This window comes from Streptomyces sp. NPDC005811 (genome assembly GCF_040630405.1).
In the GTDB taxonomy this organism is placed as follows: domain Bacteria; phylum Actinomycetota; class Actinomycetes; order Streptomycetales; family Streptomycetaceae; genus Streptomyces.
This window is the reverse complement of record NZ_JBEXXK010000008.1, coordinates 1-18908: the sequence shown is the minus strand read 5'-3', so window position 1 is coordinate 18908 and position 18908 is coordinate 1. Positions and strand designations below refer to the sequence as shown.

The following is an 18908-nucleotide window of genomic DNA, read 5'->3' as shown; positions in this document are numbered from 1 at the left end:
GCGTTCTCAGGACGCCGGTGGTGTAACCCAATAGGGTGATATCACCGGCGTTTTGCTGTCCTTGAGGCGCCCTTGACTGGATCATGAACTGTCATGAGCCTGGCAGAGTTCGCTGCTGTGGCGAACCTACGCAAGGGGGGTTCATGAGACGTAGAGCGAGATCGATCCTCGCTGTCGGCGCACTCCTGCTCGGCGGAGCGGCCCTCGCGCCCATCGCCCAGGCGCAGCCCGCATCCACCGCGAAACCCGACCCGGACGAGGTCAAGGTGTTCCGGGCCGAGGTCACCAAGAAGCAGGTACCCCTGCTGCTGGCGGCCGGCCAGGACGGCCACGAACTCAGTGAGCAGGCGCCCGAGAAGGGCACCGCCACCGTCGAGGTCTACCTCACCGACAAGCAGGCGGCCAAGCTGGAGAAGCAGGGCGTCGAGCTCACCGAGCACACCCTTTCGGCCAAGGCCGAGAAGCGGGTGCAGGCGGCCTCCGACGGAGTGTTCCGCCCGTACAGCGGCAGCGGCGGCCTGAAGGAGGAGATCGTCCGCACCGGGCAGCAGAACCCGGGCCTGACCAAGGTCGTCTCCCTCGGCAAGACCGTCAACGGCCAGGACATCCTCGCGCTCAAACTGACCAAGGACGCGAAGAAGGCCAAGGACGGCTCCAAGCCCTCGGTGCTGTACATGTCCAACCAGCACGCCCGTGAGTGGATCACACCGGAGATGACCCGCCGGCTGATGCACTACTACCTGGACAACTACAAGACCGACCGGCGCATCAGGAAGATCGTCGACTCCACCGAGCTGTGGTTCGTCCTGTCGGCCAACCCCGATGGCTACGACTACACCTTCCAGAACACCGACAACCGCCTGTGGCGCAAGAACCTGCGGGACGTCAACGGCGACGGCGTGATCTCCACCGGCGACGGCGTCGACCTCAACCGCAACTTCCCCTACAAGTGGGGCTACGACGACGAGGGTTCGTCCCCCAACCCCACCAGCCAGACCTACCGCGGCGCGAGCGCCGGCTCCGAGCCCGAGACGAAGGCGCTCGACGCCTTCGAGAAGCGGATCGGGTTCACGTACGGCATCAACTACCACTCCGCCGCCGAGCTGCTGCTCTACGGCGTCGGCTGGCAGGTCGCCACCGACACCCCGGACGACGTCCTCTACAGGACGCTGGCCGGCACCCCCGACAACTCCGCGATCCCGGGCTACCACCCGCAGGTGTCCTCGGAGCTGTACACCACCAACGGCGAGGCGGACGGCCACGCGGCGAACGTCAACGGCACGGCGATGTTCACCCCGGAGATGTCGACCTGCCAGACCGCGTCGAACATCGACCCGAACGACCAGTGGAACGCCTCCGACTGCCAGTCGGTCTTCAACTTCCCCGACGACGAGAAGCTGATCCAGCAGGAGTTCACCAAGAACATCCCGTTCGCGCTCTCCGTCGCCGACTCCGCCGCCCGCCCCGACCAGCCGAAGTCCTCGGTCGGTCTGAGCGCCGCCGACTTCACCCTCGCGCCGTTCACCACCTCGTACGCGCGCGGCGCCGACCAGCAGGTCTCCGTCGTCGTACGGAAGGCGCTGCGCGACAAGCAGCTCAAGTACCGCGTCAACGGCGGTCGTACGCAGGACCGGTCGCTCAAGGCCTGGAAGGGCGGCGAGACCTACGGCGGGGACGACAACCTGTACTTCGACGAGTACCGGGCCAAGGTGCGGGGCGGCAGGCCCGGCGACAAGGTCGAGGTGTGGTTCACCGGCGCCACCAAGGCCGGCAAGAAGGTCTCCAGCGCGCACTTCACCTACACGGTCGCCGTACGGCCCCAGGCCGACACCCTGGTCGTCGCCGAGGAGGGCGCGGCCGCCACGCAGGCGCAGACCTACGTCGACGCGCTGAAGGCCAACGGCCGCAAGGCGGTCGTCTGGGACGTCGCCACCCAGGGCGTGCCCGACGCGCTCGGCGTGCTGAACCACTTCCGGACCGTCGTCCACTACACGGGCGCGAGCACCCCCGGCAACCCGACCCAGCTCGAACTGCGCGCCTTCCTCAACGAGGGCGGCAAGCTGATCGAGGCGGGCGAGCTGGCCGGCGGCACCGTCGACCTCGGCGACGGCACCCCCTCCGACGACTTCAGCCAGTACTACCTCGGCGCCTACTCCCGTACGTCGACCCCCGGCGCCACCGGCTTCACCGGCTCCGGGGCGCTCGCGGGCGCCGGCGGGGCCCTCGGCGCCGCCCCCGGCAACCCGCTGGACAGGGCGGGCGCCTACGGTGCGACCTCCGACGAGCTGCCGGCCGCCACGTACCCGCAGTTCGCCAGCGCCGGCGCCGGACAGTTCTCCGGGACGGTCAACCCGTACGGCCCGTACGCGGGCTCGTACATGGCCGCCGCGGTGCACACCGACGACGCCTACAAGCGCCTCACCCGCACCGTCGACCTCGGCGCTGTCACCGCGGCGAGCCAGCCCACCCTGAGCACCCGGCTGCTCTGGGACACCGAGCCCGGCTACGACAACGCGATCGTCGAGGTCCACACCGTCGGCGCCGACGACTGGACCACGCTCCCCGAGAAGGGCGGCGCGACCGGCACCGCGGTCCCGGCCGAGTGCGGCGCCGGCTTCTACATCGCCGACCACCCGTGGCTCAAGCACTACCTGACCCTCGGGAACAACACCTGCACCGCGAACGGCACCACCGGCTCCTGGAACGCCCTCACCGGCGCCTCCAACGGCTGGCAGCAGGTCTCCTTCGACCTGAGCGCCTACGCGGGCAAGAACATCGAGGTCTCGATCAGCTATGTCACCGACCCCGGCAGCGGCGGCCACGGCGTCCTCGCCGACGACGCCTCGCTCGTGGTCGGCGGCACGGCCACCGAGACCGAGGGCTTCGAGACCTCGCTCGGCGCCTGGCGGGCCGCCGGTCCGCCCGCGGGCAGCCCCGCCGTCCTGAAGGACTGGGCCCGCACCGGAACGCTGTTCCAGACGTACGGCGCGGTCACCACCGACGACACCGTGCTGCTCGGCTTCGGCCTGGAGCACCTGACCTCCGCGGCGGACCGTAAAACGCTCATCGGAAAGGCTCTCGTATCACTTGATCAGTGACACACCGGCCAACGGCGCTCGACGCACCGTGACGGAATAAGGGCACAAAACGCCCCAGGCCTGGGCGGTCCGTACCCCTACTGGCGGGTACGGACCGTCCTGCCGTGTATGGGCGAAGTCGATGTCACCGACGGGGCCTCGGAGAGGTAGGGTCGTAGGCGGTCGGGGACATCCCAAATACAGCTCGCCGGCACCGCATGGCCGGCGTACCAACGAGGAGATCGGTTCGTGACGATCCGCGTAGGCATCAACGGCTTTGGCCGCATCGGTCGTAACTACTTCCGCGCGCTGCTGGAGCAGGGTGCTGACATCGAGATCGTGGCTGTCAACGACCTGGGTGACACCGCGACCACCGCTCACCTGCTCAAGTACGACACCATCCTGGGCCGCCTCAAGGCCGAGGTGTCGCACACCGCCGACACGATCACCGTCGACGGCCACACCATCAAGGTCCTGTCCGAGCGCAACCCCGCCGACATCCCGTGGGGCGAGCTCGGTGTCGACATCGTCATCGAGTCGACCGGCATCTTCACCAAGAAGGCCGACGCCGCGAAGCACCTCGCCGGCGGCGCCAAGAAGGTCCTCATCTCGGCTCCGGCCAAGGACGAGGACATCACCATCGTGATGGGCGTCAACCAGGACAAGTACGACCCGGCGAACCACCACGTCATCTCCAACGCCTCCTGCACCACCAACTGTGTGGCGCCGATGGCCAAGGTCCTCGACGAGAACTTCGGCATCGTCAAGGGCCTGATGACGACGGTCCACGCGTACACCAACGACCAGCGCATCCTGGACTTCCCGCACTCGGACCTGCGCCGCGCCCGCGCCGCCGCCGAGAACATCATCCCGACCACGACGGGTGCCGCGAAGGCCACCGCCCTGGTCCTCCCGCAGCTCAAGGGCAAGCTGGACGGCATCGCCATGCGCGTCCCGGTCCCGACCGGCTCGGCCACCGACCTCGTGGTCACCCTCCAGCGCGAGGTCACCAAGGACGAGGTCAACGCCGCGTTCAAGAAGGCCTCCGAGGACGGCGACCTCAAGGGCTACCTGGCCTACACCGAGGACGAGATCGTCTCCTCGGACATCGTCAGCGACCCCGCCTCCTGCACCTTCGACTCCTCCCTGACCATGGTCCAGGAGGGCAACACGGTGAAGATCCTCGGCTGGTACGACAACGAGTGGGGCTACTCCAACCGCCTCGTCGACCTGACGGTCTTCGTCGGCGGCCAGCTCTGATCGTCGGATCAGGCACCACGGTGTGAACGCAGGGCCCGGGCGGCGCAGGGACGCGCCGCCCGGGCCCTGAGTCACGTGCAGAACCGCCCTGTCTACGATCACGGAGCATCACCAGCCCTCGGGAGCCCTTTTCATGAAGACGATCGACGAACTCCTCGCCGAAGGAGTGGCCGGCCGGCGGGTCTTCGTCCGCGCCGACCTCAACGTGCCGCTGGACGGCACCACCATCACCGACGACGGCCGCATCCGCGCCGTCCTGCCGACCGTCGCGGCCCTCGCGGAGGCGGGCGCCAAGGTCGTCGTCGCCTCGCACCTGGGCCGCCCCAAGGGCGCCCCGGACCCGGCGTTCTCCCTCGCCCCCGCCGCCGCCCGGCTCGGCGAACTCCTCGGCACCGCCGTGGCCTTCGCGACCGACACCGTCGGCGACTCCGCCCAGGAGACCGTCGCCGGCCTTGCCGACGGACAGGTCGCCGTCATCGAGAACCTCCGCTTCAACGCGGGCGAGACCTCGAAGGACGACGTCGAGCGCGGCGCCTTCGCCGACGAGCTCGCCCGGCTCGCGGACGTCTACGTCGGCGACGGCTTCGGCGCCGTGCACCGCAAGCACGCCTCCGTCTACGACCTCCCCGCCCGGCTGCCGCACGCCGCGGGCTTCCTCATCGCCACCGAGGTCCGCGTCCTGAAGAAGCTCACCGAGGGTGTGCAGCGCCCCTACGTGGTGGTGCTCGGCGGCGCCAAGGTCTCCGACAAGCTCGCCGTCATCGACGAGCTGCTCGGCAAGGCCGACCGCATCCTCATCGGCGGCGGCATGGCCTTCACCTTCCTCAAGGCCAAGGGCCACGAGGTCGGCGCGTCCCTCCTCCAGGAGGACCAGATCCCGGCGGTCCTGGAGTACATCGAGCGCGCCGAGAAGACCGGCGTCGAGCTGGTCCTGCCGGTCGACGCGGTGGTCGCCCCCGCCTTCCCGGACCTGAAGACCAAGGCCCCGGCCGACTCCACCACCGTCGCCGCGGAGGCCATCCCGGCCGACCGGATGGGCCTGGACATCGGCCCGGCGTCCGGCAAGCTGTACGCCTCGAAGATCACCGACGCCGCCACCGTCTTCTGGAACGGCCCGATGGGCGTCTTCGAACACCCCGAATTCGCCGAGGGCACCAAGTCGGTCGCCCAGGCTCTCCTCGACTCCTCGGCCTTCACGGTCGTCGGCGGTGGCGACTCCGCCGCGGCCGTCCGGATCCTGGGCTTCGACGAGAACGCATTCGGCCACATCTCGACCGGTGGCGGCGCCTCCCTCGAATACCTCGAGGGCAAGACGCTCCCCGGCCTCGCCGCACTGGAGGACTGACCGCACATGAGCACCCGTACGCCGCTGATGGCGGGCAACTGGAAGATGAACCTCAACCACCTCGAGGCCATCGCCCACACCCAGAAGCTCGCCTTCGCCCTGTCCGACAAGGACTACGAGGCCGTCGAGGTCGCCGTCCTGCCGCCCTTCACCGACCTGCGCTCCGTGCAGACCCTGGTCGAGGGCGACAAGCTCGCCATCAAGTACGGCGCCCAGGACATCTCGGCCCAGGAGTCCGGCGCCTACACCGGCGAGATCTCCGGACCCATGCTCGCCAAGCTGAAGTGCACGTACGTGGCGGTCGGCCACTCCGAGCGCCGCCAGTACCACGCCGAGACCGACGAGCAGGTCAACGCCAAGGCCAAGGCCGCCTTCAAGCACGGCCTCACCCCGATCCTGTGCGTCGGCGAGGAGCTGGAGGTCCGCGAGGCGGGCCACCACGTCTCCCACACCCTCGCCCAGGTCGAGGGCGGTCTGAAGGACATCCCGGCCGACCAGGCCGCCACCGTCGTGATCGCCTACGAGCCCGTCTGGGCCATCGGCACCGGCAAGGTCTGCGGCGCCGGGGACGCCCAGGAGGTCTGCGCCGCCATCCGCGGCAAGCTCGCCGAGCTGTACGACCAGGAGCTGGCCGACAAGGTCCGCATCCAGTACGGCGGCTCCGTCAAGGCCGGCAACGTCGCCGAGATCATGGCGCAGGCCGACATCGACGGCGCGCTGGTCGGCGGCGCCTCGCTGGACGCCGACGAGTTCGTCAAGATCGTGCGCTTCCGCGACCAGTGAGCCGGGCCGTGAGTAGGCGGTAGCGGCGATCCGTCGTACCCTTGCGGGGGCATGGCCACGGTGCCGTGCCCCCGTCATCATCCGAATCCGAGGAAGTTGGTCCAGCCGTGGTTCTGGGGTTCTCGATCGCCCTGATCGTCTTCAGCCTGCTGATGATGCTGCTGGTGCTGATGCACAAGGGGAAGGGCGGCGGCCTCTCCGACATGTTCGGAGGCGGCATGCAGTCCTCCGTCGGCGGCTCCTCGGTCGCCGAGCGCAACCTCGACCGCATCACCATCGTCGTGGGTGTGCTCTGGTTCGCCTGCATCATCGTCCTCGGCATGCTCATGAAGTCGAGCAGCTGACAAGCCTCTCACAGGCACGCACAATCCGTACGTAAGGCCCCATGTTCGGTACGCGCAGCTGAGCGCGGCCTATCATGGGGCTTGCGTCTAGGTGCGGGAGCTGTAACTCCAATCACTGGACGCGCGTTGGGCCTTACGTAGACTGAGGCGCTCGCAGCGAAGCGAAACGCCGACTCGCTTTGCGGCACCATCACGCAGGGAGTTACGACCGTGGCAAGTGGCAACGCGATCCGAGGAAGCCGGGTCGGGGCGGGGCCGATGGGCGAGGCCGAGCGGGGCGAGTCCGCGCCCCGCCTGCGCATCTCCTTCTGGTGCTCCAACGGGCACGAGACGCAGCCCAGCTTCGCCAGCGACGCGCAGGTCCCCGACACCTGGGACTGCCCGCGCTGCGGCTTCCCGGCCGGACAGGACCGGGACAACCCCCCGGACCCGCCGCGCACCGAGCCCTACAAGACGCACCTCGCCTATGTGCGGGAGCGGCGCAGCGACGCGGACGGCGAGGCGATCCTCGCCGAGGCGCTCGCCAAACTGCGGGGCGAGATCTAGCAGTTGACACCGGCCGGGTGCCCGACGGGCGCCTGGCCGGACCCGTCGTGACGGGGGAGGCCCGGGCGCCCGCGTGGCGCGGCGGTCTCGGACGGCTGTGGAGTGCCGCCGTGCTCCCCCGCTGCGGGACGTGCCGCGGACATCGCGCTGCCGCTGCTCGCCGTGCGGCTCACGGACGAGCCGCTGGCCGTCGCCTCCGTGACCGCCTGCGCGCAGCTCCCCTGGCTGCTGTTCGGCGACAACGCCGCCACGGCCCCGCGCTCGGCGGCGCCGACGCCCGGCCGATGACCGGCCGGCGGCCTGCCGGCCGGACCCTTCGGCCCCCCCCTGCTGCCGGGCGCCGGCGCCTTCTGCCGTTCGCCGCCGACGCGGGCACCTGTCTGCCGGCCGCCGCCCTGGTCGTCTTTTCGCGCACCCGGCCGCCCGAGCGGAAGCCGCGCCCCTCCGGCAGCACCCTGTACGACATCGGCATGGGCGCCCTCGTCGCCACCCTGGTCCTGCACGTGACGCGCCGGCTGCACGCGGACAGCACCGGACACGCCGCCGCGACGACGGCGTACACCCTCGGCAGGTTCGTCCTCGCCGTCGTCGCGTTGATACCCGCGGGCGGGGCGGACGTACCTCTTGTTGGCCCGCAGGACGGTTCCGCGTCCGCTCGCGCGGCGCGCTGATCAACTAGGTTGGAACCGGCGGGGCACACCGTGCACAGCAGCACGGACAGGCAAGGAAGGGCTGAAGTCCGACATGAACGCAGACGGCCGTACGAGGCTCAACCAGACGCCCGAGTGGACGGCTCTGGCCAAGCACCGGGAGGAGCTCGGCGAGGTACAGCTGCGCGAGCTGTTCGCCGCCGACCCCCAGCGCGGCAGCGGATACACCCTGCAGGTCGGCGACCTGCACATCGACTACTCCAAGCACCTCGTCACCGACGAGACGCTGAGGCTGCTGCGGGAACTGGCCGAGGCGGCCGACGTCTTCGGCCTGCGGGACGCCATGTTCCGCGGCGAGAAGATCAACACCACCGAGGACCGCGCGGTCCTGCACACCGCCCTGCGCGCCCCCGCCGACGCGGTGATCGAGGTCGACGGCGAGAACGTCGTGCCCCAGGTGCACGCCGTGCTCGCGAGGATGGGCGACTTCGCCGACCGGGTCCGCTCCGGGGCCTGGACCGGCCACACCGGGCGGCGGATCAGGAACGTCGTCAACATCGGCATCGGCGGCTCCGACCTCGGCCCGGCCATGGCCTTCGAGGTGCTGCGCAGCTACACCGACCGCGACCTCACGGTCCGTTTCGTGTCGAACGTCGACGGCGCCGACCTGCACGAGGCCACCCGTGACCTGGACCCGGCCGAGACGCTGTTCGTCATCGCGTCCAAGACGTTCACCACGATCGAGACGATCACCAACGCCACCTCGGCCCGCACCTGGCTCCTCGACGGACTCGGCGGCGACGAGAAGGCGGTCGCACGGCACTTCGTCGCCCTGTCGACGAACGCCGGGAAGGTCGCGGACTTCGGCATCGACACGGCCAACATGTTCGAGTTCTGGGACTGGGTCGGCGGCCGCTACTCCTACGACTCCGCCATCGGCCTCTCCCTGATGATCGCCATCGGCCCGGACCGCTTCCGCGAGATGCTCGACGGCTTCCACCTCGTCGACGACCACTTCCGCACCGCCCCCGCCGAGGCCAATGTGCCGCTGCTGCTGGGCCTGCTGGGCATCTGGTACGGCAACTTCCACGACGCGCAGTCCCACGCGGTGCTGCCCTACAGCCACTACCTGTCCAAGTTCGCCGCCTATCTCCAGCAGTTGGACATGGAGTCGAACGGCAAGTACGTCGGCCGGGACGGCAAGGAGGTCGACTGGCAGACCGGGCCGGTGGTGTGGGGCACGCCCGGCACCAACGGGCAGCACGCCTACTACCAGTTGATCCACCAGGGCACCAAGCTGATCCCGGCGGACTTCATCGGCTTCGCCCGCCCGGTCGACGAGCTGAGCGGTGAGCTCAAGGCCCAGCACGACCTGCTGATGGCGAACTTCTTCGCCCAGACCCAGGCGCTGGCCTTCGGCAAGACGCCCGAGGAGGTGCGCGCGGAGGGCGTGCCGGAGGAGCTGGTGGCCCACAAGACGTTCAAGGGCAACCACCCGACGACCACGGTCCTCGCCGCCGAGCTGACCCCGTCGGTCCTCGGCCAGCTCGTCGCCCTCTACGAGCACAAGGTGTTCGTGCAGGGCGCCGTGTGGAACATCGACTCCTTCGACCAGTGGGGTGTGGAGCTCGGCAAGGTCCTCGCCAAGCGCGTCGAGCCCGCGCTGACGGAGGGCGCCGAGGTCCCCGGCCTGGACGCCTCGACCCGGGCACTCGTGGCCAAGTACCGCGAGCTGCGCGGCAGTTAATCGACAACATCCCGTGTGTAGACTCCCGGGCGATCATGCACACGACTGTCCGGGAGCCTCACGTGGGCAACACACACCGCAGACGGTGGACCGACGGTGACCTGACGTTCGGCTCCTTCCTGCTGCCCCATCGAGTGGCCCGCGCGGTGTTCCACCCCGCGTGGATCCCGGAGGCGCTCGACCCGGTCGTGGAGCGCCTGAAGAAGGCCCGGGTCGCCGTCGGATTCGTCGCGGCCCTCGGCGTCCACCTGTTCTTCGAGATCAGGTTCTCCTGGGACGAGCTGCCGAGGAACGCCGCGACCGCGGCCCTCGTGCTGTTCTGCGTCACCCCGCTGGCGACCGGTGCGATGCTCCTGGTGTGGCGGCGCGGCGGTACCGTGCGTCGGCTGCGGGCGCGGCTTTTCGACACGGCCAAGCTGCTCTCGCTCTTCACCGCCTCGGCCTTCGCCTGTCTCGCGCTGTTCGCGGTCGGCGACATGGTCGGGACGCTCCCGAAGATCGCCCTGGCGGGCCTCGGCCTGTGGACGGGCCTCTTCGTGATCGCCGGAGCGGTCCAGCTCACCGGCAACTTCTTCGGTACGGGAGCGGTACACCGCTGTCTGCCGCCCCTGCTGGCCACGGTGACGAGCTGGGTGCTGGCCCTGTCCGATCTGGCCGACAGCGGTGACCGCAGTATGGACAACGTCATCGGCGTCGGCTGCATCCTGGCCGCTCCGGTGACGGTCACGGCGATCGCCCTGCTGGAGACCCATCGCCTCAAGAAGCGCTACGGCATCCGCCTCATGGCCCACCCGGCCCTTCTCGTCCCTGCCCACAACGGCCGGAACCCGTACGGCGGTTGACCGTACGGGTTCCGTGAGCGCGTCGTCTCAGGGAGACGCCGGCGGATACAGCGACCTGGGCAACCGCGAGGCCGCCGCCTGGTCAAGGAGCCACAGGGTGCGGGCCCGGCCGCGGGCGCCCGCCGCCGGTGCCTGTATCTCCCCCGCGTCCGACAGGGCGATCGCCGCGGCGTTCGCCTTGTCCTCGCCCGCCGCGAGCAGCCACACCTCACGGGCCGCCCGGATGGCCGGCAGGGTCAGCGTGACCCGGGTCGGCGGGGGCTTGGGCGCGCCGTGCACCCCGACCACCGTGCGCTCGGTCTCCCGTACGGCCGGCAGCTCGGGGAAGAGCGAGGCCACATGGGTGTCCGGGCCGACGCCCAGCATCAGGACGTCGAAGGTGGGCACGGTGCCATGGTTCTCGGGGCCGGCCGCACGGGCCAGCTCCTGCGCGTACGCCTCCGCGGCCGCCTCGACGTCGGCGCCGTACGGACCGTCGGACGCGGGCATGGCGTGCACGCGCTTCGGGTCCAGCGGTACGGCGTCCAGCAGGGCCTCGCGGGCCTGGGTGACGTTGCGTTCCGGGTCGCCCTCGGGCAGGAAGCGCTCGTCGCCCCACCACAGGTCGAGCCGGCCCCAGTCGATCGCGTCCCGGGCCGGCGCGGACGCCAGCGCGGCCAGCAGACCGTTGCCGTTGCGGCCGCCGGTGAGCACCACGGACGCGTAGCCCCGGGAGGCCTGCGCGTCCACGATCCGGGTGATGAGGCGGGCCGCGGCGGCCTGCGCCATCAGTTCCTTGTCGCGGTGCACGACCAGCTGCGGGGCGTTCACCGCGCCGCCTTGCCGGTCAGACCGGAGGGGACCGCCGTCAGTGGTGCCGACGCCGCCCCTTCCGCCCCGGGAGCTTCCGCAAGGCCTTCGACGCCGTCCTCGCCGTCCCGTTCTCCTTTGGCCGGCTCGGAGCCCACCTCGGATTCCGGCTCGGAGTCCGCCTCGGCCTGCTCCACGGCGGCCCCGGCCTGCACCAGCGCCGCCTCCGCCTTCTCCAGGGCGGCCCGGGCCTTCTCGACCCCGGCCGGCGCCGGCACCGCCGCCGCGGCCGACGCGTTCAGCCGCTCCACCCCGAACCGCAGCGCGGAGGCGTAGGTGTCGTCCGGGTCCAGCCGGCGCAGCTCCTCCGCGATCAGCTCGGCCGTCTCGCGGCGCTTGAGCGCCACCGCACGGTCGGGCTGGCCCTCGATGGAGAGCGTGGCCAGGGAACCGTCGGCCCGGTCCAGGGTGATCGGCCCGCTGCTGGTGGCCATGCGCACGGCCGTCAGCCCCGGGCCACCGGACAGCGAGCGCCGGACGGGGACGTCCAGCCGGTCCGCGAGCCACATCGCCAGCAGCTCGCAGCTCGGGTTGAACTCCTCGCCCTCCACCTCGACCGACTCCACCTCGCAGGTGACCTGGTCCAGCGCCGCGGCCAGCATCGAGCGCCAGGGCGTGATGCGGGTCCACGACAGGTCCGTGTCACCGGGGGTGTAGGTGTCGGCGCGGGCGCCCAGCTCGCGCACCGGCTGCTCGCAGGCGTAGGTGTCGGTGACCCGGCGCTGGGCCAGCGCGCCGAGCGGGTCGGCGGCCGGGTCCAGCGGCGCGTTCACCGGCCACCACACGACGACCGGGGCGTCCGGCAGCAGCAGCGGCAGGACGATCGACTGGGCGTGGTCGGAGACCTCGCCGTGCAGCCGCAGCACGACCGTCTCGCCGGTGCCCGCGTCCGCGCCCACCCGCACCTCGGCGTCCAGCCGGGACTGCGTGCGGTCGCGGGGCGTGCGCGAGACACGCCGGATGACCACGAGCGTGCGCGAGGGGTGCTCGCGGGAGGCGTCGTTGGCGGCCTTGAGCGCGTCGTACGCGTTCTCCTCGTCGGTGACGATGACGAGTGTGAGCACCATGCCCACGGCCGGGGTGCCGATCGCCCGGCGGCCCTGTACCAGCGCCTTGTTGATCTTGCTGGCGGTGGTGTCCGTGAGGTCTATCTTCATGGCCGGCGCCAGCTCCGTCCGTCTCGTTCGAGCATCTGGTCCGCCTCGACGGGCCCCCAGGTGCCGGCCGGGTACTGCGCGGGCCGGCCGTTCTGGTCCCAGTACCGCTCGATCGGGTCGAGGATCTTCCACGACAGCTCCACCTCTTCCGTGCGGGGGAAGAGGTTCGAGTCGCCGAGCAGCACATCGAGGATGAGGCGCTCGTACGCCTCGGGCGAGGACTCCGTGAACGACTCGCCGTAGGCGAAGTCCATGGACACGTCCCGGATCTCCATCGAGGTGCCGGGCACCTTGGAGCCGAAGCGGACGGTCACGCCCTCGTCGGGCTGGACGCGGATGACGATCGCGTTCTTGCCCAGCTCCTCCGTCGCCGTGTGGTCGAAGGGGGAGTGCGGGGCGCGCTGGAAGACGACCGCGATCTCGGTGACCCGGCGGCCGAGCCGCTTGCCGGTGCGCAGATAGAAGGGGACGCCCGCCCAGCGGCGGTTGTCCACCTCGACCTTGATGGCCGCGTAGGTGTCGGTCTTCGACTTGGGGTCGATGCCGTCCTCTTCGAGATAGCCGATGGCCTTCTCGCCGCCCTGCCACCCGGCCGCGTACTGCGCCCGCACGGTGTCCCGGCCCAGGTCCTCGGGCAGCCGTACCGCCCCGAGCACCTTGGTCTTCTCCGCGGCCAGCGCGTCCGCGTCGAAGGAGGCGGGCTCCTCCATCGCGGTCAGCGCCATCAGCTGGAGCAGGTGGTTCTGGATGACGTCACGAGCCGCGCCGATGCCGTCGTAGTAGCCCGCCCGGCCGCCGATGCCGATGTCCTCGGCCATCGTGATCTGGACGTGGTCCACGAAGGACCGGTTCCAGATCGGCTCGAACATCGTGTTGGCGAACCGCAGCGCCAGGATGTTCTGGACGGTCTCCTTGCCCAGGTAGTGGTCGATGCGGAAGACCTGGTCCGGGGCGAAGACCTCGTGGACGACCTTGTTGAGCTCCTCCGCGGAGGCCAGGTCGTGCCCGAACGGCTTCTCGATGACGGCACGCCGCCAGGAGTCCTTCGTCTGGTCGGCCAGCCCGTGCTTCTTCAGCTGCTGGATGACCACGGGGAAGGAGCGCGGCGGCACCGACAGGTAGAAGGCGAAGTTGCCGCCCGTGCCCTGGGCCTTGTCGAGCTCCTCGATCGTCGCGCGCAGCCGCTCGAAGGCGTCGTCGTCGTCGAAGGTGCCCTGCACGAAGCGCATGCCCTGGATGAGCTGCTGCCAGACCTCCTCACGGAAGGGCGTGCGGGAGTGCTCCTTGACGGCGTCGTGGACCTCCTGAGCGAAGTCCTCGTGCGCCCATTCGCGGCGGGCGAACCCGACCAGCGAGAAGCCCGGCGGCAGCAGACCCCGGTTGGCGAGGTCGTACACGGCGGGCATCAGCTTCTTGCGGGACAGGTCGCCCGTCACGCCGAAGATGACCAGGCCCGACGGCCCCGCGATACGCGGGAGCCGTCGGTCGGCGGGGTCGCGAAGCGGATTCGCCCCGGAACCGGAAAGGGGAGGCAAGGAATCAGCCCTCCGAAGGAGCGAGGCGCTCCAGTTCCGCCTCGGTCGACTTGAGCAGGTCGTTCCAGGACGCCTCGAACTTCTCGACGCCCTCGTCCTCGAGCAGCTGCACGACCTCGTCGTACGAGATGCCGAGCCGCTCGACGGCCGCGATGTCGGCGCGGGCCTGCTCGTAGGTCCCGGCGATGGTGTTGCCGGTGATCTCGCCGCGCTGCTCGGTGGCCTGGAGGGTGGCCTCCGGCATGGTGTTGACCGTGTTCGGCGCGACCAGGTCGTCGACGTACAGGGTGTCCTTGTACGCCGGGTCCTTCACCCCGGTCGAGGCCCACAGCGGACGCTGCTTGTTGGCGCCGGCGCTCTCGAGCTTGCTCCAGCGCTCGGTCGAGAACACCTCCTCGTACGCCTCGTAGGCGAGCCGGGCGTTGGCGAGGGCGGCCTTGCCGCGCGCGGCCTTCGCCTCGTCGGTGCCCAGCGCGTCCAGGCGCTTGTCGATCTCGGTGTCCACGCGGGACACGAAGAAGGACGCCACCGAGTGGATCAGCGAGAGGTCGAGACCCTTCTCCTTGGCCTTCTCCAGACCGGCCAGGTAGGCGTCCATCACCTCGCGGTAGCGCTCCAGCGAGAAGATCAGCGTGACGTTGACGCTGATGCCGTTGCCGATGACCTCGGTGATCGCCGGCAGACCCGCCCTGGTGGCCGGGATCTTGATCAGCGTGTTGGGGCGGTCCACCAGCCAGGCGAGCTGCTTGGCCTCGGCGACCGTCGCACGGGTCTCGTGCGCCAGGCGCGGGTCGACCTCGATCGACACCCGGCCGTCCTGGCCGCCGGTGGCGTCGAAGACCGGGCGCAGGATGTCGGCCGCGTCCCGGACGTCCGCCGTGGTGATCATGCGGATGGCCTCTTCGACGGTGACCTTGCGGGCCGCGAGGTCGGCGAGCTGCTGCTCGTAGCCGTCACCGCCGCTGATCGCCTTCTGGAAGATCGACGGGTTGGTGGTGACGCCCACGACGTGCTGCTGGTCGATCAGCTCGGCCAGGTTGCCGGACGTGATCCGCTTGCGCGACAGGTCGTCCAGCCAGATCGCGACGCCCTCCTCGGAGAGGCGCTTGAGTGCGTCTGTCATGGAAAATGCATCTCCTACGTGTCGTATGTGAGCGTCAGCGCCGGGCGTCGGCGAGGGATTCCCGCGCCTTGGCCGCCACGTTCTCGGCAGTGAAGCCGTACTCCTGGAAGAGGACCTTGCCGTCGGCCGAAGCACCGAAGTGCTCCAGGGAAACGATGCGGCCGGCGTCCCCGACGTACTTGTGCCACGTCAGACCGATCCCGGCCTCGACCGAGACACGCGCCTTCACCGACGGCGGCAGAACGCTGTCCCGGTACCCCTGGTCCTGCTCCTCGAACCACTCCACGGACGGCATGGACACCACCCGCGTCGGCACCCCGTCGGCCTCCAGCGCCTCGCGCGCCCCGACGGCCACGTGCACCTCGGAGCCGGTGGCGATGAGGACGACCTCCGGCGCGCCGTTCGACGCCTCGAAGAGGATGTAACCGCCACGAGCGGCATCCTCGTTGGGCTCGTACGTCGGCACGCCCTGCCGGGTCAGCGCCAGACCGTGCGGGGCGCCCTTGCCGAAGACCTTGGTGTACCGCTTGAGGATCTCGCGCCAGGCGATCGCGGTCTCGTTGGCGTCGGCCGGGCGGACCACGTTCAGCCCGGGGATGGCGCGCAGCGAGGCCAGGTGCTCGACCGGCTGGTGGGTCGGGCCGTCCTCGCCGAGGCCGATGGAGTCGTGCGTCCACACGTACGTCACCGGCAGGTGCATCAGCGCCGAGAGCCGGACGGCGTTGCGCATGTAGTCGGAGAACACGAGGAACGTGCCGCCGTAGACACGGGTGTTGCCGTGCAGCGCGATGCCGTTCATCTCCGCGGCCATGGAGTGCTCGCGGATGCCGAAGTGGATCGTGCGGCCGTACGGGTTCGCCTCCGGCAGCGGGTTGTCCGCCGGGAGGAACGACGACGTCTTGTCGATCGTCGTGTTGTTGGAGCCCGCGAGGTCGGCCGAGCCGCCCCACAGCTCCGGCAGCACCGCGCCGAGGGCCTGGAGCACCTTGCCGGAGGCGGCACGCGTGGCGACGCCCTTGCCGGGCTCGAAGACCGGGAGCTTGTCCTCCCAGCCGGCCGGCAGCTCGCCCGCGTCGATCCGGTCGAACTCGGCGGCGCGCTCGGCGTTGTCGTCCCGCCACAGCTGGAAGGACTTCTCCCACGCGGCCTTCGCGTCCGCGCCGCGCTCCAGCGCCCGGCGGGTGTGGGCGATGACCTCGTCGGCGACCTCGAAGGACTGCTCCGGGTCGAAGCCGAGGACGCGCTTGGTCGCGGCCACCTCGTCGTCGCCGAGCGCCGAGCCGTGCGCGGCCTCGGTGTTCTGCGCGTTGGGGGCGGGCCAGGCGATGATCGAGCGCATCGCGATGAAGGACGGCTTGTCCGTCACCTGCTTCGCGGCCTCGATCGCGTTGTAGAGGGCGTGCGGGTCGAGGTCGCCGTCCGGCTTCGGGGCGACGCGCTGCACATGCCAGCCGTAGGCCTCGTACCGCTTGACGGTGTCCTCGGAGACGGCCGTCTCGGTGTCGCCCTCGATCGAGATGTGGTTGTCGTCCCACAGCAGGACCAGGTTGCCCAGCTTCTGGTGGCCGGCCATGGAGGAGGCCTCGGCGGAGATGCCCTCCTGGAGGCAGCCGTCACCCGCGATCACGTACACGAAGTGGTCGAAGGGGGACTCGCCCGCGGGGGCCTCGGGGTCGAACAGACCGCGCTCGTAGCGGGCGGCCATCGCCATGCCGACGGCGTTCGCGACGCCCTGGCCCAGCGGGCCGGTGGTGGTCTCGACGCCCACCGTGTGGCCGTACTCGGGGTGGCCGGGGGTCTTCGAACCCCAGGTGCGGAAAGCCTTCAGATCGTCCAGCTCAAGGCCGAAACCGGCCAGGTACAGCTGGGTGTAGAGGGTCAGGGACGAATGGCCCGCGGACAGCACGAAACGGTCGCGGCCCACCCAGTCGGCGTCCGCCGGGTCGTGCCGCATCACCTTCTGGAAGAGGGTGTAGGCCGCGGGCGCCAGGCTCATCGCCGTGCCGGGATGGCCGTTGCCGACCTTCTGTACGGCGTCGGCGGCCAGGACACGCGCGGTGTCGACGGCCCGCTGGTCCAATGCGGTCCACTCGAGGTCTGTGGTGGTCGGCTTGGTGCTCACCCTGGGTCAGGGCTCCTCTCCACATGTCGAATACCGGCTGTTCCGGGCACGCGCCCACCGGCTTCCGGGGGACTGGATGCCCACCGGCCGCTGTCGAGCCTACCCCTGCGGGGACGTGCGTTTTTTCGAGTCATTCCAGACTGACGGGCCTGGCCGCGATCCGCCCGCCGGCTGGCCGGAACCGCACTTGGCACTTGAATACGGAGCCGCTCATCTGACTGCTCAATCGAGCCTCAGTACGACTCATCCGAAGCCCTTCGCGCACCCCTCTCCGGGGCCCCTCCCAACACGACCCCACCCCCGCGAAGGCCGGGGTATGGGCAACGTCTACAGTGGCGTGGTACGCGCGAGCCTTTACCCCGCATTCACATGGGGAGGCTTGCTGGGAGTCTCTGTCAGGGGTGTGCGTGACGGCCGTTGAATCCCGTCCAGTGGGTGGGGGTACCACCCACGCCCATTGGGCAGTGGGGGAGATCGGGACGAGCCAGAGCCCGAGCCGGCGGCCGCCGAGGGCCCGGGTCATGGGGTTCGTGGCGCTGACCAAGCCGCGGATCATCGAGCTGCTGCTGATCACCACCGTTCCGGTGATGTTCCTGGCGCAGCAGGGTGTGCCGGACCTCGGCCTGGTGCTGCTCACCTGCCTCGGCGGCTATCTGTCCGCGGGCGGCGCCAACGCGCTGAACATGTACATCGACCGCGACATCGACGCCCTGATGGACCGCACCTCGCAGCGCCCGCTGGTCACCGGCATGGTCTCGCCGCGCGAGTGCCTCGCCTTCGGCGTCACCCTCGCGGTGGTCTCGACCCTGCTGTTCGGGCTGACCGTCAACTGGCTGTCCGCCTGGCTGTCGCTCGGAGCGCTCCTCTTCTATGTCGTGGTGTACACGATGATCCTCAAGCGGCGCACCTCGCAGAACATCGTCTGGGGCGGCATCGCCGGCTGCATGCCGGTGCTGATCGGCTGGTCGGCCGTGACGAACTCGCTGTCCTGGGCGCCGCTGGTCCTCTTCCTGGTCATCTTCTTCTGGACGCCGCCGCACTACTGGCCGCTGTCCATGAAGGTCCGCGAGGACTACGCGCGCGTGGGTGTCCCGATGCTGCCGGTCGTCGCCTCCAACAAGGTGGTCGCCAAGCAGATCGTGATCTACAGCTGGGTGATGGTCGCCGTCTCGCTGCTGCTCACCCCGCTCGGCTACACCGGCTGGTTCTACACCTCCGTCGCGCTGGTGGCGGGCGGCTGGTGGCTGTGGGAGGCGCACGCGCTCCAGAACCGTGCGAAGGGCGAGGTCACGGGCGCGAAGCTGAAGGAGATGCGGCTGTTCCACTGGTCCATCACCTATGTCTCGCTGCTGTTCGTGGCGATCGCGGTGGACCCGTTCCTGCGCTAGCCCCTTCCGTTCCCGTGTCGCGGCCGGGGGGGGGGGGGGGGGGCCCCCCCCCCCCCCCGCCCCCGGGGGTGAAACCCGCCGGAAACAAAAAACCCAAGGACGACACGCCCAAAAACAACCAGCCCACGCGCAGGGCCGGG

14 protein-coding genes and 1 pseudogene are annotated in these 18908 nt (G+C 70.1%); 10 read left to right on the top strand and 5 right to left on the bottom strand.

Annotated features, from left to right (window positions below):
• Positions 1 to 143: 143 nt before the first annotated feature.
• From ABZ490_RS10700 to ABZ490_RS10660, 9 genes and pseudogenes are all read left to right on the top strand, one after another.
• Positions 144 to 3098 (top strand): M14 family zinc carboxypeptidase, encoded by a 2955-nt coding sequence (locus ABZ490_RS10700; RefSeq protein ID WP_358987465.1) that lies wholly within the window; start codon positions 144 to 146, stop codon positions 3096 to 3098.
• A 228-nt stretch (positions 3099 to 3326) separates the two neighbouring features.
• The gene (gene gap / locus ABZ490_RS10695) at positions 3327 to 4337 is read left to right on the top strand and encodes a type I glyceraldehyde-3-phosphate dehydrogenase (protein ID WP_055634811.1); all 1011 of its coding nucleotides are present in this window, start codon (positions 3327 to 3329) and stop codon (positions 4335 to 4337) included.
• Positions 4338 to 4470: 133 nt separating this feature from the next.
• Positions 4471 to 5682: a phosphoglycerate kinase gene (locus ABZ490_RS10690; protein WP_358987461.1), complete on the top strand. Its 1212-nt coding sequence runs from the start codon at positions 4471 to 4473 to the stop codon at positions 5680 to 5682.
• Positions 5683 to 5688: 6 nt separating this feature from the next.
• The gene (gene tpiA, locus ABZ490_RS10685; protein WP_358987458.1) at positions 5689 to 6465 is read left to right on the top strand and encodes a triose-phosphate isomerase; all 777 of its coding nucleotides are present in this window, start codon (positions 5689 to 5691) and stop codon (positions 6463 to 6465) included.
• 107 nt (positions 6466 to 6572) lie between these two features.
• A complete protein-coding gene (gene secG / locus ABZ490_RS10680) occupies positions 6573 to 6809 on the top strand; it encodes a preprotein translocase subunit SecG (RefSeq protein WP_358987455.1) in 237 nt (78 codons plus the stop codon).
• 210 nt (positions 6810 to 7019) lie between these two features.
• Positions 7020 to 7355 (top strand): RNA polymerase-binding protein RbpA, encoded by a 336-nt coding sequence (locus ABZ490_RS10675; RefSeq protein WP_003957010.1) that lies wholly within the window; start codon positions 7020 to 7022, stop codon positions 7353 to 7355.
• 32 nt (positions 7356 to 7387) lie between these two features.
• A pseudogene (locus ABZ490_RS10670) lies at positions 7388 to 7924 on the top strand (hypothetical protein); the annotation flags it as partial.
• Positions 7925 to 8099: 175 nt separating this feature from the next.
• A complete protein-coding gene (gene pgi / locus ABZ490_RS10665; protein ID WP_358987452.1) occupies positions 8100 to 9752 on the top strand; it encodes a glucose-6-phosphate isomerase in 1653 nt (550 codons plus the stop codon).
• A gap of 62 nt (positions 9753 to 9814) precedes the next feature.
• Positions 9815 to 10594: a hypothetical protein gene (locus tag ABZ490_RS10660; protein WP_358987444.1), complete on the top strand. Its 780-nt coding sequence runs from the start codon at positions 9815 to 9817 to the stop codon at positions 10592 to 10594.
• 27 nt (positions 10595 to 10621) lie between these two features.
• On the opposite strand, the gene pgl is transcribed toward ABZ490_RS10660, so the two are convergent.
• The 5 genes from pgl to tkt are packed head-to-tail and all read right to left on the bottom strand — an operon-like array spanning position 10622 to position 17380.
• Positions 10622 to 11404 carry a 6-phosphogluconolactonase gene (pgl, locus tag ABZ490_RS10655; RefSeq protein ID WP_358987442.1) on the bottom strand — a complete coding sequence of 261 codons (783 nt, stop codon included), beginning with the start codon at positions 11402 to 11404 and terminating at the stop codon, positions 10622 to 10624.
• Complete coding sequence (gene opcA, locus ABZ490_RS10650; protein ID WP_358987439.1) at positions 11401 to 12600, bottom strand: glucose-6-phosphate dehydrogenase assembly protein OpcA; 1200 nt, start codon at positions 12598 to 12600, stop codon at positions 11401 to 11403. The genes pgl and opcA overlap by 4 nt, the downstream gene beginning before the upstream one ends.
• Positions 12597 to 14135 (bottom strand): glucose-6-phosphate dehydrogenase, encoded by a 1539-nt coding sequence (gene zwf, locus ABZ490_RS10645; protein ID WP_358987436.1) that lies wholly within the window; start codon positions 14133 to 14135, stop codon positions 12597 to 12599. The genes opcA and zwf overlap by 4 nt, the downstream gene beginning before the upstream one ends.
• 4 nt (positions 14136 to 14139) lie before the next feature.
• Positions 14140 to 15258, bottom strand: coding sequence for a transaldolase (gene tal, locus ABZ490_RS10640; protein ID WP_358987433.1), 1119 nt, complete (start codon positions 15256 to 15258; stop codon positions 14140 to 14142).
• A 34-nt stretch (positions 15259 to 15292) separates the two neighbouring features.
• Entirely contained in the window at positions 15293 to 17380 is a 2088-nt protein-coding gene (tkt, locus tag ABZ490_RS10635) for a transketolase (protein ID WP_358987430.1), read from the bottom strand.
• Between the two features lie 431 nt (positions 17381 to 17811).
• On the opposite strand from tkt, the gene ABZ490_RS10630 reads away from it, so the two are divergent.
• Complete coding sequence (locus ABZ490_RS10630) at positions 17812 to 18768, top strand: heme o synthase (protein ID WP_358987427.1); 957 nt, start codon at positions 17812 to 17814, stop codon at positions 18766 to 18768.
• Positions 18769 to 18908: the final 140 nt, after the last annotated feature.

Excerpts from the sequence above, each read along its gene's own strand:
- tpiA (WP_358987458.1), top strand. The coding sequence starts at position 5,689 with ATGAGCACCCGTACGCCGCTGATGGCGGGCAACTGGAAGATGAACCTC.
- ABZ490_RS10690 (WP_358987461.1), top strand. The coding sequence starts at position 4,471 with ATGAAGACGATCGACGAACTCCTCGCCGAAGGAGTGGCCGGCCGGCGG.
- pgi (WP_358987452.1), top strand. The coding sequence starts at position 8,100 with ATGAACGCAGACGGCCGTACGAGGCTCAACCAGACGCCCGAGTGGACG.
- ABZ490_RS10700 (WP_358987465.1), top strand. The coding sequence starts at position 144 with ATGAGACGTAGAGCGAGATCGATCCTCGCTGTCGGCGCACTCCTGCTC.
- opcA (WP_358987439.1), bottom strand. The coding sequence starts at position 12,600 with ATGAAGATAGACCTCACGGACACCACCGCCAGCAAGATCAACAAGGCG.
- tal (WP_358987433.1), bottom strand. The coding sequence starts at position 15,258 with ATGACAGACGCACTCAAGCGCCTCTCCGAGGAGGGCGTCGCGATCTGG.